This window comes from Paenibacillus pasadenensis (assembly GCF_023715725.1).
In the GTDB taxonomy this organism is placed as follows: Bacteria; Bacillota; Bacilli; order Paenibacillales; family Paenibacillaceae; genus Paenibacillus_O; species Paenibacillus_O pasadenensis_A.
The window spans coordinates 565,366-579,799 of sequence record NZ_JAMBOT010000002.1; the positions used below are offsets into that span (position 1 = coordinate 565,366).

The window sequence follows — 14,434 nt, forward strand, 5'->3', positions numbered from 1 at the left end:
GGCGAATTTATGACGTTTCCTTGTAAAATCGCAACTTTGGGGGCCAGTTAGCGTTAATGCTTACGACATAGGGATAGCACGGCATCCGGTGCAGTCCGACAAAAAAGGAGTCGAAGCATGAAACGATTGAAATGGCTGCTGACGGTTACTCTCTTGGCTTTGCCACTGCTGAGCGGCGTCGCATCAGCTCCGGCGGAGGCGCTTGGCGCTTCCAATGAGCTTGTGCTGACAAAAAACAGCAAAACGATGGTGCTTAACGGCACAGCTTACACCGGAGCTCAGCCTCTGACGATTAAAAACGGATTTTCATATGGATCCTTTAGCTCGATGGCGGCGCGCTACGGTTATACTATTTCTTACGACGCCAAATCGAAGGAGTCCATCGCGCGCAGCGCGGGACAAGAAATTCGTTTTCGAATGAACACGCGGGAATACAAGGTTAACGGCAAAAAGATGACGGGACCAGCTACGTCCTTTTCGTTAAATGGCTCTCTGATGGTGCCGGTCCGCACCTGGGCGTTAGCCACGAACAGCAAATTAACGGCTTCGGGCACCAAAGTGAAACTCGCCTGGGATACCAAGCCAAGCGCTGCGTTCAGCGTGCAGCCGGCTAAAATTTATACCGGCGATCCTGTCACCTACATCGATCATTTCAGCTCACCGAACGGCGGGCCGTTACAGAACGAGGAATGGCAGGGGCGGCAGGAGGTGTTTCTTGAGCCAGGCGTTTATACGGTTACCCGCAAGGTGCAGGACATTACCGGGGAATGGAGCGAACCGTTTACGCTTACCTTTCAGGTGCATGCGCCGAATCAGCCGCCGAATGCGGATTTCCGTACGGATAAAGAAGTCTACCGGATTGGCGAGCGCATCAATTATATGAACCTGAGCACAGATGATTCAACGAGTGATTTGAAGGAATACTGGATCGGGAAGCAGGATGTGTTTTTTGAGCCGGGAGAGAAGTCAGTCACGCTGGAGGTTACGGATGAGGAAGGTTACGCGTCTAGCATAACCAAAACGATCACCGTTTCGAACGAGGTGCTGTATTCCCGCGAGGAGTATGGCAAGCTGTTCACGGATATCGGCAATATTTTCCCCATTGATGGGAAATCTGTGCTGAACATTCCGGCTTTGTCGTATGACTATCATTCCGAGCCTTCCAAGCTTGTACGCAGCAACAGCCCGGAATTATGGACATCGGAGGGAATCGCCTATGACGACCAGTTTGAAGGCGAAATAAGGCTGCTTTTCCATAACAAAAACACAACGAACATTCCGCTCCGCATGTATCTGGTCGTTACGAACGAAGGCTGGCGGACGGCCCAATTCGGCGTGAAACATACCGGGACGGGCGGACCGGCGCAATACGAGGATTCTACGGGTAAAATGTCTACCGTGCGATATTTGGAGTCTCTGACCAAAAACCCGCCAGTGAAATACACCAGCGTTAAACCGGGCGAGTCCAAAGTGGTGCTGACTGAAATCTCGGCCGGGGCGATCAAGCCGGGACTTGTTTATTCCGGTTACGCAGATGTGACCTCTGATGAGACGCTGCGCTTCCGCATTATTGTCGTCGCCGACGGCAAGGACCCGCTGAAGGAAGTGAACCGGATGGAGCTGATGCCGGCTGACGGCAAGCATACCCGCGGATCGTTCAACAATGCAACTCGTGCGATTGACATTGAAGGCATCCTTGGCGATAAACCGGAGCGGATTGTGCTTGGCGACAACAAGCTGGATCCCTATCTGGACGGTTACGATAACACGGACGGATCTCTGCAGCTGAATCGCGGCAACTTCGGCGTGCTCTATAAAATGAACATCCGGCTGGCTCCGCGGACGTTAGTTGCCATCAATCCGCGCGGCGGCTTGTATACCGGCGCGTTTCTGGTGAACGGCACTCTCGTACCGGTTCCCAAAAATGGCTGGCTGCGCTCGCAAAATGAGGCCATGGTTTTATACCGCTCGGGTAACACAGTTGAAACGCTGAATTTGACCTATCTGATCGCTTCCGGCAGCAATTTGCCGATTGCAATGCTCTTCCAGCCGCTGCCGGAAGAGAAAAGCTGATTCTCATATTAAGCACAAAGAAAAGCCCAGGTCATGACAAATGACCTGGGCTTTTCTTGTTAGAAATCTATTCGTCAGCGGACCCGCCAGCATAATCCGGTACGGTTACGCTTACTTCGGCACGCTGTTCCGCTGAGCGGAGCACGCCGTCGATAATCGCCTGTTGAATCAAAATTTGCTCGCCGGGAATAGGGGCTCCCCGTCCTTCGCGGATGGCATCCACGAAGTCGCGCACCTTTTCCCGAAACAGATCCAGCTGATGCTCGATCATTGGGATTTGCGTCATCGTCTGGCCGCCCATGAAGTCATGGTACATCTGGATGCTGCCGACTTTACCGTCCCATACGCCGGACCAGTTGCCCTGGCCAAACGGCGTTATTTTCAGGCCGGCATCCGTGCCGAGGAAGTTGGTCGTTCCCAGGGAGTCCAGATGCATTGCCCAGCTGATTTTAAAATGAAGCGTCAAGTCGCCTTCGAAGCGAATCATTGCCGCGCCAAAGTCTTCCACATCGAACCGGTCGGCCTCAGGATGGTAGAGCGGGTTACGGCCGAAATGGTTGAAGGTGCTGGCTGAAACGGTCAGCGGTTTCGGATAGTCCAGCGCATTCAGAGCCATATCAAGAGAGTAACAGCCGATATCGGCCATCGCTCCGGCGCCTGCCAGCTCTTTGCGGATAAACGTTCCGCCCGGCATGCCGCGGCGGCGTCCGCCGCCCGTTTCGACATAATAAACTTTGCCCAATTTGCCGGAGCGCACGATATCCTGAATCAGCTTCATGTTCGGATCATAACGCGGCTGAAAGCCGATCGTGAGCATGCGTCCGTTCCGCCGGGAGGCGCGCACCATGTCGAGGCCTTCGTCCAGTGTGACGGACATCGGTTTTTCGAGCAGCACATGTTTGCCAGCGTTGAGAGAGTCTACAGTCGGCTGGCGATGCGCCGAATTGGGCGTGCAGATGCTGACTCCGTCTAGATCGAGCTTCAGCAGCTCGCGGTAATCGTCAAATGCAAGCGTGCCGGTAAGGCCGTGCCGCTCTACAAATTCAGCAGCTTTGCCTGGGATAGCGTCGGCAACGGCTGCAATTTCGACACCTGCGATTGTTTTATAGGAAGCGGCATGCATGCCGGCGATTCCGCCGCTGCCGATGATGCCGATTCGAAGAGTCTGAGTGGACATGTAGGTCACTCCTTGTGTATATGCTGCCAGTCCGGAAGACTTCGAGAGTTTTCGCGGTATCGGCTCGGGGTCATTCCAAATCTGCGGCGGAAGACGTAATGCAAGTAGTTGCCGCTTTGGAAGCCGTTGTCCGTTGCAATTTGCTCAATGGACGAGCCTCCTTCCGCCAACGCCGTGCATACCCGGTCCAGCCTGCAGCGCTCCAAATATTCGCTGAAGGAAACGCCGCCCTGGTCTTTCATAATGCGCTGCAGCTGGCGGCTGCTCACGTGAATCCGCTCCGCAACTTCCTTCAGCGTAATCGGGCTGGCGTAATTGTCCTGGATGAACTGTGTTACCCGCTGAAAGCGGTAGCTGGCCATGTCTCGCTCCAGCTGGCGTACGGCCGGAGGGCTATCGAGAGCGGCATGCGAGGCGCGCAGCAGAATTTGAATTACGGCCTGCTTGACGGTTGTCGCCCAGCCGGGCTGCGCCTCGGCGACTGCTTGATAAGCGGCGAGAAACCAAGGCATCGCCATACTGCGGTCATGCTTCGGAAAGGCGCCTAACCGGTCTAGCGTTTCTATGCAATTGCGCGCCTCTAAAGCCTCCCAATCTTCTTCGTCGGGAAAGGGCCCGTGGAGAGGATTGATGTCGATATGCAGGCACAGCTCGTACATGGTTTCATCCTCGCCGCCAAGCTGCTGATGCATCACGCCGGGCCCGGTCAAGTAGAACATGCCCTCCGTGAGATCGAACTCTCCTTCTTCCAGTGTAACCTGGCCGTATCCGGCGGCGATGAAGTGGAATTCATATTCCGAATGTTTATGAAACCGGATAAAATAGCCTCTTGGAAAAGGATCCAAATGCAGACGCAGCACGCGCAGCCGGTAGCGGCCCCAGTTGAAGCTTAACTCCATCCGGTCCAGGATGTCCGGCTTTACAAGCATCGGGGCATAGAGTTTGGCCACGCGTTGTTCCCCCTATGCTTCGGAAAGCTCGGAAAGTTGAATGCTGCGTCCTTGGGCTGCGGACAGATTAGCCGCCTCCATGAGACGGGTCAGGTTACTTGCGAGCTGCAGATTCTCCTCGGCAACCGTACCGTTTTGAATATGGCTGACCCATTGGCTGAACGCGCTCGGCAGCGGTTCCGCAAGCGGAAGCTCACTCCAGATCTTTTTGTCCAGCTGTTCGCTGCGCACGAGCAGGCGGTCCTCCGGCATCCCGTAGAGCAGCGTGCCTTGCGTTCCGGAGATTTCGATCTGGAACGGGGAATGTTTGCTGGAGAAGCCGGCTTCCACCACGCCAATCGCTCCATTCGGATAAGAGAGCAGGGCAATGGCATTATCCTCGACTTCGCGTCCCGTGACATAACCGTAGGAGGCCGTGATTTTTTCCGGCAGGCCGCCGAGGAAAAGGCTGGTCAAATACATCGGATGGCAGCCGAGGTCGATCATGGCGCCGCCGGCTGTCTGCTCCAGCGTGTAAAAATGCTCCGGAAGCCAGTTTCCGATTGCTCCGTCATGCGCCATGCGCACTCTGACTTGGGTCGGTTCGCCAATCAGCCCTTTTGCCAGCACATCACGAATAGCGACCGTGTAGGCATCGTACAGGCGCGGAAGCGAAACGGTAAGCTTCACGCCTGCTTCTTCAACCGCTTTCAATATATCGTTCAGCTCTGCTGTAGTCGGAGCGACGACCTTTTCGGTAAAAATATGCTTGCCTGCGCGTGCGGCCTTAACCATTACATCACGGTGCATCGACGTTGGGGCATCCACAATAACGGCGTCAATATCATCGCGGGCCAGCACTTCATCAAGATTCGAATAGAAAGGAACGCCAAGCTTTTCGGCGGCTTCCTGTCCGCGCTGCGGCAGCTCGTCCCATACAGCTGTAATTTCGGTATCGGGATGTTCGTTGGCGTTACGGGTATAGTCCCAGGCATGGACATGCCAGTAGCTGAGTTTAGCAATGCGGATTTTCATTCGGAATTAATCTCCCTTCGATTCTCGAGTGTCTAAGATAATGCGACATGTCTTTAAAGTATCATAGCCCTGTGACAGAAGATAGTGTACAAAAAGGACATTAAATATGCAAAATTACGTCGGGTTGCTTCTTGTATCGTTCTGCTTCAAAATAGAAACAGTAGAGAAAAGGATGGGGAAGGGGGCCGCTCATTGAGCTTTAAACGAGTGGTTAAAGCGCCGATTCATGTATACCGCACCGTCATTTCGCCGCTCAAGCCGCCGACCTGCCGGTTTTATCCGACCTGCTCCGCTTATGCGCTGGAAGCGATTGAAAAACACGGTGCAGCTAAGGGCTCCTGGCTTGCGGCGCGGCGCATTATGCGATGCCATCCGTTTCATCCCGGAGGGATTGATCCGGTTCCCTGACGTTCCTTGACAGGTACGGAAGGCATTCGGTATTATTACCATTAAATACGTAATCCGATGACGGGAAGAGTAGTTTCTCCGCCGCCGTTCCAGAGAGCCGGGCAAGTTGGTGCAAGCCGGCCGGAGGAGAGAGACGAAGATGGTCCCTGAGGGATTTGTTCCGAGCGCCGTACAGAATGTGGCGCAAGGGATAAACGCGGCTGCCGGCGTTAATGGCGAATTGCCGTTCCGGCCGGAACGGCGACACGAAGCCTTCCTTATTCTCCGACTGGAGAGGGAAGGGAATTTGGGTGGTACCACGAAGCGCTCCCGCTCTCGTCCCATTGCGGACGGGGGCTTTTTGTATTTCCGGAAAACCCGATAGGTTTACGGCCCAACGCTGCCGATTCAAATCAAAGGAGAAGATATTATGACTGACAAAGCCAAGTCGTTTTATATTACAACGCCAATCTACTATCCAAGCGGCAAGCTGCATATCGGTCACGCCTACTGCACGCTGGCTGGCGACGCTATGGCCCGCTACAAGCGGGCGAGAGGATATGACGTCTGGTACTTGACCGGAACCGACGAGCATGGACAAAAAATTGAACGCACCGCAGCCGAAAAAGGCTTGACGCCGATTCAATTTCTCGATAACACCGTCTCCGACATTCAAAAGCTGTGGACCAAGCTTGAAATAAGCAACGATGATTTCATCCGCACGACGGAAGAACGGCATAAAATTCCGGTGCAGAAAATTTTCAGGCAGCTGCTCGACCAAGGGGACATTTATAAAGGAACCTACGAGGGCTGGTATTGCACGCCGTGCGAATCGTTTTTTACGGAGCGTCAGCTCGAAAACGGCAACTGCCCGGACTGCGGACGCCCTGTCGAGCTGGTTAAGGAGGAAAGCTACTTCTTCCGCATGAGCAAGTATGCGGATCGTCTGCTGCAATATTACGAGGAGCATCCCGACTTCATTCAGCCGGAGTCCCGTAAAAATGAGATGATCAACAACTTCATCAAACCAGGTCTGGAAGACCTCGCCGTATCGCGGACGACGTTTGAATGGGGCATTAAAGTTCCAAACGATCCCGAGCATGTCATCTATGTATGGATTGACGCGCTTTCGAATTATATTACTGCGCTTGGTTACGGCACGGATAATGAAGGAAAATACAACCAGTTCTGGCCTGCTGACGTACATCTGGTCGGCAAGGAAATTGTCCGTTTCCATACGATTTATTGGCCAATTATGCTGATGGCGCTTGACCTGCCGCTGCCGAAAAAGGTGTTCGGACACGGCTGGTGGCTTGTCAAGGAAGGCAAAATGTCCAAATCCAAGGGCAATGTTATCGATCCGGTCGTTCTTCTGGAGCGTTACGGCCTGGATGCGCTGCGCTACTTCCTGCTCCGCGAGGTTCCGTTTGGCTCGGATGGCACGTTTACGCCGGAAGGTTTTGTGGAAAGGCTCAATTTTGACCTCGCCAACGATCTCGGCAATTTGCTGAACCGGACCGTTGCGATGATCGACAAATATTTTGGAGGCGAAATTCCAGCCTTCTCCGGAACGGTAACGCTGTTTGACGAGCTGCTGCAGAAGCAGGCTGCCGACACGATCGACGCGGTTGAAGCGGCTATGGATAAGATGGAGTTCTCCGTCGCGCTGTCTGCGGTATGGCAGCTTGTGAGCCGCACGAACAAATACATCGATGAAACTCAGCCTTGGGTGCTTGCCAAAGACGAGGCGCGCCGCCCGGAGCTGGCGTCGGCGATGTACCATCTGGCGGAGTCGCTGCGCATCGTTTCGGTTCTCCTGACGCCGTTTATGACTCATGCTCCGAAGGAAATCCGCCTGCAGCTTGGAGTTGGTGAAGGAGAACTGTCGGTTTGGGACAGCACCCGCGCTTTCGGATCTCTGCCAGGCGGAACTCGCGTTGTCAAAGGAAACCCGCTGTTCCCGCGTCTCGATGCGGAGGAGGAAATCGCTTATATCGTAGGCTCGATTTCCGGCGGCGCCAAGCCTGTCGAAGGGGCAGAAGCGGCAACCGGTGACAAGAATACGTCCGCAGCAGCCGCTTCGGCTCCAGCAGAGGTCCCGGAGCTGAAAGAAGAGATCGGCATCGACGATTTTGCCAAGGTAGAGCTCCGCGTAGCCCAGGTTATCGCAGCTGAGCCTGTGCCGAAGGCCGACAAGCTGCTGAAGCTGCAGCTGGATCTTGGCTTCGAGCAGCGACAGGTCGTTTCGGGCATCGCGAAGTTTTACAAGCCGGAAGAGCTGGTGGGACGCAAAGTAATATGCGTAACGAATCTGAAGCCGGTCAAGCTGCGTGGCGAGCTGTCGCGGGGCATGATTCTGGCAGCATCCCAAGGCGACCAGCTGACGCTTGCAACGGTGCCGGATTCCATGCCAAACGGCGCTGTTGTAAAGTAGGTTAAGCGAGCTCACCTATGCGAAAGGGGGATTTCCCCGCTTATGTCCAGTCTTAACATCGGATTGGCGTTTATTGGCGGCATCGCGTCATTCATCTCGCCATGCTGCCTGCCGCTTTATCCATCCTATCTTTCCTACGTAACCGGAATTTCGGTGTCGGATCTTAAAAGCGAGAAACCCGGCGCCGAAATCCGCAAACGCACGATGAGCCACACGCTGTTTTTTATCCTTGGATTCTCCGCCGTATATTACACGCTCGGTTACAGCACAAACAAGCTGGCCGAGCTGTTCGCAGACTATCAGGATCTGATCCGCATGCTGTCGGCTATATTGATTATGCTGATGGGGCTGTTTTTAATCGGCTTGTTCCAGCCTAGAGCATTGATGAGAGATGTTAAACTTCCTGTCAAGCTGAAGTCAGGGTACGTTGGATCATTCATTTTTGGTGTAGGGTTTTCGGCGGGGTGGTCGCCGTGTATCGGACCGATTTTGGCGGGAATTCTTGCGCTTGCTGCATCCGATCCGGGAACCTGGTTCGCACTTACAACTGCTTATGCGCTCGGATTTGCAATTCCGTTTTTTGTGATGGCCTTTTTCATCGGATCAGCGCGTTGGATTCAGAAATATTCCTCGATCATGATGAAGGTAGGCGGGGCGCTTATGATCGTAATGGGCGTTCTGCTGTTCACCGACCGCATGTTTATGATTACGGTCTACCTGAACAGCATCACGCCGGAATGGCTTAGATTCTAGAGGGGTCGTTGAAAATCGTCCGCTGCGCCAAAAATCGGCCCTCCGATCGTCAAAAGGCGAACGCTGCCGCTTCTCCGGGCTCGATCTTTGGCTTCGCTTCTCTTTCAACGAACTTCTGCCTTATGTGAAATAATCAATTGTAGCCTGCGGGAAGTGTTCAAAAATGCGCTCCGAGATAAACATGCGGAGCGCATTTGCCTGTTCATCGGGGTAAACGTACTTGCCTTGCCCCCAGCGGCCCCATTTATATTTGCGTTTTTCAATATCCATTTCCAGCTTTGTTTTAGGATAGCGCTTTTCAATCGTATTTTTCGCTGTTTTGGTGAAGCGGTGTTGAATTAATTCAAAGGTCAGGTCGGGAATGCCGGAAGGAAGCGTCTTGGCCAGATTTTCAAGCAGCTCGGCATATCCCTCTTCCCAGCCGTCATGCCAAATAATCGGCGCAATGATGAATCCGATTGGATAACCGGCGCGCGCCACTTTGCCTGCCGCCTCAATGCGCTGTTCAAAGCGGGATGTTGCGGGTTCAAAGTTTTTAATGACATAACGGTCGTTGACGCTGAAGCGGATGCGGGTATGCCCGTTATGATTGAGGCCGAGCAGAGAATCAACATGATGAAATTTGGTGACAAAACGCAATCTCCCGAATTCCTGCTCCGCCATAAATTCGATCAGCTCAGCCAGCGAGCCGCTAATCGGCTCCAGGCCGACCGGATCGGATGTGCAGGCCGCTTCAAAGCGGGTCATTTGCGGAATTCGCTCTTTAATGTATCCGCGGGCAGCTTCCATAATGTCGTCAGTATTTACATACACGCGGATATAAGGCTTCGCTCCGAGCGTTGTTTGCAAATAGCAATAATGGCAGTGAGCCATGCAGCCGGTCGCAATTGGAATCGCATATTCAGCCGAAGGCTTGGATTGATCAAAGGTCAGCGTTTTGCGGAGGCCGACCACAAGCGTCCGTTTAGCGATTTTATACTGCTCCAGTTCGCTGTCTCCGGGAAGATTAGTGATTCGGTTATGGGATGTTGTCATACGAATCGGCAAGCCTTGTTTCACGGCCCATTCGTGGATGCGCCGGCCTTTTGGATAATTCAGCGAATCAGGTTCAAAATAGACGAGCTCCGGCACAAACACATCCGGCCGGCCCGTACGCGGTCTTTCCATTGTTGTGCTCACAGGGCCAATCCTCCTCAACGAGCGGAATGAGTACGGGTTTTAGTTTAGCCTCGGCCGTCGCGCTCCAAACCGGTAAATTAGGGGCAGGAGCAAAGTTGCAGTTTTATTTCCTTACGTTGTATGATACTAAGGAGCATGGCAGTCACCAGCGCAGGTGTACGGCCGGTTAGGAGGGTTTACATGCCTACACCGAGCATGGAGGATTATCTGGAGCGGATCTATAAGCTGATCGAGGAAAAGGGTTACGCCCGCGTTTCGGATATAGCGGAGGGACTGGAGGTCCATCCTTCCTCCGTAACCAAAATGATTCAAAAGCTGGATAAGGACCAGTACCTCATTTACGAAAAGTATCGGGGATTGGTGCTAACCAGCAAAGGCAAAAAAATGGGCAAGAGGCTAGTGGAAAGGCATCATCTGCTGGAGGAGTTTTTGCAGGTGATCGGCGTTCAGGAGGAAAATATTTACCGGGATGTGGAAGGAATCGAGCATCATTTGAGCTGGGATTCCATTACTTGCATCGAAACGCTGGTTGAATACTTCCGGCGGGACGCTCAGCGTCTCGAAGCGCTGCGCGGAGTTCGCAGCGAGCTGGACACCGAGGCTTAATGGCTCAAGTTCAACGGAATTCATCATTAATCTCGAATGAAAAAGGCTGTTCCCCCGCGGGAACAGCCTTTTTGTCAGTGATATTTAGGCATTCCGTCATCATCCTTACCGCCTTCAATAACGCGGAAAGGCGAAGCTTTGCGGGTGCGGGTTTTGGCAGCAGATGCTGTTGGACGCGGTTTTGCTGCAGTTCTGGAAGCGGTCGTATTGCGCGGCTTGTAGCCGGAATTTGAAGCAGCCCACCTGGGATACCACTTATAAAGACCCCAGATGAGGGCGATTAACGCCAAGGGAAAAAGCATGGCGGAGTAATTGCGCTGGGCGATCATGTTGATGAGTCCGATTGCCCCAAGAACCGCCACAATGCCTGTTCCTATCGCTGTTGTTCTTCGCTTCATATTGACCCTCCGCCTTTCGTTGACTGCTGAGATTAAACCGCCTGCCCGGCCGGACGCGGAGCGTTAATTTCCTTTTCCAGCTCGCGCATGCGGTTGAACGAGGCAATCGATACTGCTACCTGATCGTCCGTCGGTTCCTTGGTCGTAAGAAGCTGCAGCCACAGGCCCGGATAACCGAGATAACGCAGCACAGGCACTTCGCGCAAGGAATTCGTGAACCGGAGAACTTCGTAGGATACGCCAAGTACGACCGGAAGCAGCAGCAGACGAATGTAGACCCGCTCCCATAGCGTATCCCAGGTGAAGAAGGAATAGACGATGACGCCGACTAACACGGAAAAAATAATAAAACTGCTGCCGCAGCGGTAATGCAGCCGCGTGAACTTCTGGACATTGGCTACAGTCAGTTCAACGCCGTTCTCGTAAGCGGTAATGACTTTGTGCTCGGCTCCATGATACTGGAACAGCCGTTTAATCATTGGGGTTAAAGACAGAAGGTACAGATAAGTTAATAAAAATCCGATTTTAATGGCGCCTTCCAGCAGGTTGTGCACGACAATATTATTGAATTTGCCGCCGAATAAAAACTCTTCAACAATTGCGGGCACCGCGGTAAACACCACTTTGCCGACGATAAAGCTTATTACCCCGGCGACGGCGACTCCAAAAACCATCGCAAGGCTCCAGCCTTCCTTTTTCTCAGGCTTAGCTGTAGAAGTCTTCTCCGCTTCAGCTTTGCTGTCGTCGTCTTCGCTATCCTCGGCATAAGCTTCCATGGAAAAGTTGAGATGCTGTGAGCCTCTGGCGCTTGACTCAAGAATTCCGATTACGCCGCGCACAAAAGGAATTTTTTTGAGCGGCTGATACCAGCGCTTCTTCATTGGAGCTGGAACTTCAAAATATTGAATTTCGTCATTTTTACGCCGGACAGCCGTAACGTTGACATTGCGCCCGCCGAACATGACGCCCTCAATTACCGCTTGTCCGCCGTAAATGGATGTATTGGATTCTGACAACGGACTCACCTTCCTCTGTGTTGCAGCGGTTTCAAGTCCCGCTGAATCTGCTTATGTCTATTGTACTTGATGAGCTTCTTCAATTCCAGCGGACATAAGCGCTGGCAGACGCGGTATTCAAAGCCATTCTGGTGCATACTACCTTCATTACACTGGAGGAGGTTTACAACAATGAGCGCATCCGCTGCCGCAGCTTCTGGAGAGAGGAGAAGAGAGCGAGGCCCTTATCGCCGCCAACAAACGAATCCGTGGAAATTTTGTCTCATGATCGGCTTTTGGGCCGGCCTGATTTGGGGACTTGTCCATTGGTTAATGTATACGTTCCGTTTTACGCCTGTGCTGCCGGGATTTTTGGCTGAACCGTTTTATCAGCATTCTTTTCTGCAAACGAACTGGGGACATATTTCAGGCGTCCTGTTTTTTATTTTGTTTTCCATCGCCGCCGCTTTTCTGTACAAGATTTTGCTCGGCCGCTCACAAGGGCCTTGGGCAGGGTTTATTTACGGGTTGCTATGGTGGACGCTGCTGTTTGTCGCATTCGGTCCATTGCTCGGCATGACGCAGCCCGTTAACCGGATGGGATGGGACGGAGTGCTTTCAGAGCTGTGCCTGTTTGCGGTCTGGGGCGTTTTTATCGGTTATTCCATCGCCTTTGAGTTCACCGACGAAGCCTCGCGGGAGCCGCGCCGGGAGGAATGAGCCCTTCTCAACGGCTCCTTTTTTATGGTAGAATGCCAAGTAGCCTTTTTTACGGGAATGAACCGCCGGCATCGGCGTTCATCTTGTATTGCGGCGAATACGGGCTGCAGGAGCAAGTTGTGCGGTTCGTATCGCTTGACGTCTTGGCATTGGAGGAACGGGAATGGTCCGAATTCTCGTATTAAACGGCCCGAATCTCAACATGCTTGGCGTTCGGGAGCCGGGCGTTTACGGCACGGTTACGCTGGCGGATATTGAGGCGATGCTTCGCGAGCAGGCAGCAGAAGCAGGTGTCGAGCTTGATTTTTGCCAGTCCAATCACGAGGGTGTGCTGATCGACCGTATACATGCCGCATATGGCAATACGGACGGCCTGCTCTTGAACCCGGGAGCGCTCACGCATTACAGCTATGCGCTGCGGGATGCGCTGAGCTCTGTTGCAATCCCCGCCGTTGAAGTGCATCTGTCGAATATCCACAAAAGAGAGGCCTTCCGGCATGTCTCGGTGACGGCAGCAGTAGCGGTGGGACAAATTGCCGGCTTTGGCGCAGCCAGCTATTCGCTTGGCCTGAAGGCTTTGCTGGATCATTTGGAAGCGGGTAAAGGGGCGTAACCGTGCGGTCCGCATGGTAATTCTGCCTTAGAGGAGGTGGCTGGCGTCATGAAGCACCGGCTGGACAAGCTTCGCGAGAGGCTGGCAACCCAAGGCTTGGAGGCGCTGCTGATCGGCAGCGGTTATAACCGCCAATACATAAGCGGATTCACCGGATCGGCCGGATGGGTGCTCGTCACAGCATCTAAGAGCTGGTTTTTGACGGACTTCCGCTATACGGTCCAAGCTGCTGAGCAGGTGCAAGGCTTCGACATTGTGGAGCACGGTCCCGATCCGATCGCCAATGTTGGAGAGCTGCTGCGCGGCGAGGGGATTTCCTCGCTCGGCTTTGAGCAGGAGCATACCGTGTACGCACAGTTCGTGAAATGGTTCAAAACGCTGGAAGGCATCACTCTTGTGCCGGCCCCCGGACTGGTGGAAGAGCTGCGGATGATTAAGGATGAGTCGGAGCTGTCCATTATGCAGGAAGCAGCCGATCTTGCCGACCGCGCATTCCAGTACATCCAAGGTTTAATCAAGCCTGGTATGAAGGAGTCCGATATCGCTCTGGAGCTGGAAGTGTTTCTGCGCACAGGCGGCGCAGATTCCTCTTGCTTTGATACGATTGTTGCATCCGGCGAACGCTCGGCGCTGCCGCATGGCGTGGCCAGCAGCCGTATCATCGGCAGCAATGAGTTTGTAAAGCTTGACTTCGGCGCGCTGTACAACGGTTACTGCTCGGATATTACCCGCACCGTCGCCGTCGGCGAGGTGTCGGACAAACACCGCGAAATTTACGACATCGTTCTGGAAGCCCAGCTTCATGCGCTGGATCATATCCGTCCCGGCATGACCGGCAAGGAAGCCGACGCCCTGGCCCGCGATGTGATTGCCAAGTACGGATACGGCGACTGCTTCGGCCATAGCCTTGGCCACGGCCTCGGCATGGAAGTGCATGAGCAGCCGGGTTTGTCCAAACGAAGCGATACGGTGCTAAAACCGGGCATGGTCGTTACCGTTGAACCTGGTATTTATATTCCGGGCTTCGGCGGTGTGCGCATCGAGGACGACGTTGTCATTACCGATAGCGGCATCCGGATTTTAACTTCTTCGACCAAACAATTGATTGTGCTTTAAAACCCATCTTAGGAGGAAT

Annotated in this window: 14 protein-coding genes; 8 read left to right on the forward strand and 6 right to left on the reverse strand. The window is 53.5% G+C overall.

Annotation, left to right across the window (positions count from 1 at the left end):
• Positions 1-117: 117 nt before the first annotated feature.
• Positions 118-2,073 carry a stalk domain-containing protein gene (locus tag M3223_RS07855; RefSeq protein ID WP_251560719.1) on the forward strand — a complete coding sequence of 652 codons (1,956 nt, stop codon included), beginning with the start codon at positions 118-120 and terminating at the stop codon, positions 2,071-2,073.
• Positions 2,074-2,140: 67 nt separating this feature from the next.
• Here the strand turns inward: M3223_RS07855 and M3223_RS07860 are convergent, their stop codons facing one another.
• From M3223_RS07860 to M3223_RS07870, 3 genes are read right to left on the reverse strand one after another with little or no spacing between them, the layout of a single operon-like run.
• Positions 2,141-3,250 (reverse strand): Gfo/Idh/MocA family protein, encoded by a 1,110-nt coding sequence (locus tag M3223_RS07860; protein WP_251560720.1) that lies wholly within the window; start codon positions 3,248-3,250, stop codon positions 2,141-2,143.
• A gap of 5 nt (positions 3,251-3,255) precedes the next feature.
• The gene (locus tag M3223_RS07865) at positions 3,256-4,200 is read right to left on the reverse strand and encodes a helix-turn-helix transcriptional regulator (RefSeq protein ID WP_251560721.1); all 945 of its coding nucleotides are present in this window, start codon (positions 4,198-4,200) and stop codon (positions 3,256-3,258) included.
• 12 nt (positions 4,201-4,212) lie between these two features.
• Positions 4,213-5,214, reverse strand: a complete 1,002-nt coding sequence (locus tag M3223_RS07870; protein WP_251560722.1) for a Gfo/Idh/MocA family protein — start codon at positions 5,212-5,214, stop codon at positions 4,213-4,215.
• Positions 5,215-5,406: 192 nt separating this feature from the next.
• On the opposite strand from M3223_RS07870, the gene yidD reads away from it, so the two are divergent.
• From yidD to M3223_RS07885, 3 genes are all read left to right on the forward strand, one after another.
• The gene (yidD, locus tag M3223_RS07875) at positions 5,407-5,622 is read left to right on the forward strand and encodes a membrane protein insertion efficiency factor YidD (protein WP_251560723.1); all 216 of its coding nucleotides are present in this window, start codon (positions 5,407-5,409) and stop codon (positions 5,620-5,622) included.
• 409 nt (positions 5,623-6,031) lie between these two features.
• Entirely contained in the window at positions 6,032-8,035 is a 2,004-nt protein-coding gene (gene metG, locus M3223_RS07880) for a methionine--tRNA ligase (protein WP_251560724.1), read from the forward strand.
• Positions 8,036-8,077: 42 nt separating this feature from the next.
• The gene (locus M3223_RS07885) at positions 8,078-8,788 is read left to right on the forward strand and encodes a cytochrome c biogenesis CcdA family protein (protein ID WP_251560725.1); all 711 of its coding nucleotides are present in this window, start codon (positions 8,078-8,080) and stop codon (positions 8,786-8,788) included.
• 120 nt (positions 8,789-8,908) lie between these two features.
• Here M3223_RS07885 and splB read toward each other — a convergent pair whose 3' ends face one another.
• A complete protein-coding gene (gene splB / locus M3223_RS07890; protein ID WP_251561011.1) occupies positions 8,909-9,955 on the reverse strand; it encodes a spore photoproduct lyase in 1,047 nt (348 codons plus the stop codon).
• Positions 9,956-10,147: 192 nt separating this feature from the next.
• On the opposite strand from splB, the gene mntR reads away from it, so the two are divergent.
• Positions 10,148-10,573: a transcriptional regulator MntR gene (mntR, locus tag M3223_RS07895; RefSeq protein ID WP_251560726.1), complete on the forward strand. Its 426-nt coding sequence runs from the start codon at positions 10,148-10,150 to the stop codon at positions 10,571-10,573.
• A 74-nt stretch (positions 10,574-10,647) separates the two neighbouring features.
• Here the strand turns inward: mntR and M3223_RS07900 are convergent, their stop codons facing one another.
• Positions 10,648-10,971 (reverse strand): hypothetical protein, encoded by a 324-nt coding sequence (locus M3223_RS07900; protein ID WP_251560727.1) that lies wholly within the window; start codon positions 10,969-10,971, stop codon positions 10,648-10,650.
• Between the two features lie 32 nt (positions 10,972-11,003).
• A complete protein-coding gene (locus M3223_RS07905; RefSeq protein WP_251560728.1) occupies positions 11,004-11,987 on the reverse strand; it encodes a DUF1385 domain-containing protein in 984 nt (327 codons plus the stop codon).
• Between the two features lie 171 nt (positions 11,988-12,158).
• Here M3223_RS07905 and M3223_RS07910 point away from each other — a divergent pair, with 171 nt between their 5' ends.
• From M3223_RS07910 to M3223_RS07920, 3 genes are all read left to right on the forward strand, one after another.
• The gene (locus tag M3223_RS07910) at positions 12,159-12,686 is read left to right on the forward strand and encodes a YqhR family membrane protein (RefSeq protein ID WP_251560729.1); all 528 of its coding nucleotides are present in this window, start codon (positions 12,159-12,161) and stop codon (positions 12,684-12,686) included.
• A 163-nt stretch (positions 12,687-12,849) separates the two neighbouring features.
• The gene (aroQ, locus tag M3223_RS07915; protein ID WP_251560730.1) at positions 12,850-13,299 is read left to right on the forward strand and encodes a type II 3-dehydroquinate dehydratase; all 450 of its coding nucleotides are present in this window, start codon (positions 12,850-12,852) and stop codon (positions 13,297-13,299) included.
• 48 nt (positions 13,300-13,347) lie between these two features.
• Positions 13,348-14,415, forward strand: a complete 1,068-nt coding sequence (locus tag M3223_RS07920; RefSeq protein ID WP_251560731.1) for a M24 family metallopeptidase — start codon at positions 13,348-13,350, stop codon at positions 14,413-14,415.
• Positions 14,416-14,434: the final 19 nt, after the last annotated feature.

Coding starts and splice junctions, on each gene's coding strand:
- M3223_RS07920 (WP_251560731.1), top strand. CDS start 13,348: ATGAAGCACCGGCTGGACAAGCTTCGCGAGAGGCTGGCAACCCAAGGC.
- M3223_RS07885 (WP_251560725.1), top strand. CDS start 8,078: ATGTCCAGTCTTAACATCGGATTGGCGTTTATTGGCGGCATCGCGTCA.
- M3223_RS07900 (WP_251560727.1), bottom strand. CDS start 10,971: ATGAAGCGAAGAACAACAGCGATAGGAACAGGCATTGTGGCGGTTCTT.
- aroQ (WP_251560730.1), top strand. CDS start 12,850: ATGGTCCGAATTCTCGTATTAAACGGCCCGAATCTCAACATGCTTGGC.
- metG (WP_251560724.1), top strand. CDS start 6,032: ATGACTGACAAAGCCAAGTCGTTTTATATTACAACGCCAATCTACTAT.
- M3223_RS07870 (WP_251560722.1), bottom strand. CDS start 5,214: ATGAAAATCCGCATTGCTAAACTCAGCTACTGGCATGTCCATGCCTGG.
- M3223_RS07855 (WP_251560719.1), top strand. CDS start 118: ATGAAACGATTGAAATGGCTGCTGACGGTTACTCTCTTGGCTTTGCCA.
- M3223_RS07910 (WP_251560729.1), top strand. CDS start 12,159: ATGAGCGCATCCGCTGCCGCAGCTTCTGGAGAGAGGAGAAGAGAGCGA.
- splB (WP_251561011.1), bottom strand. CDS start 9,955: ATGGAAAGACCGCGTACGGGCCGGCCGGATGTGTTTGTGCCGGAGCTC.
- M3223_RS07860 (WP_251560720.1), bottom strand. CDS start 3,250: ATGTCCACTCAGACTCTTCGAATCGGCATCATCGGCAGCGGCGGAATC.
- mntR (WP_251560726.1), top strand. CDS start 10,148: ATGCCTACACCGAGCATGGAGGATTATCTGGAGCGGATCTATAAGCTG.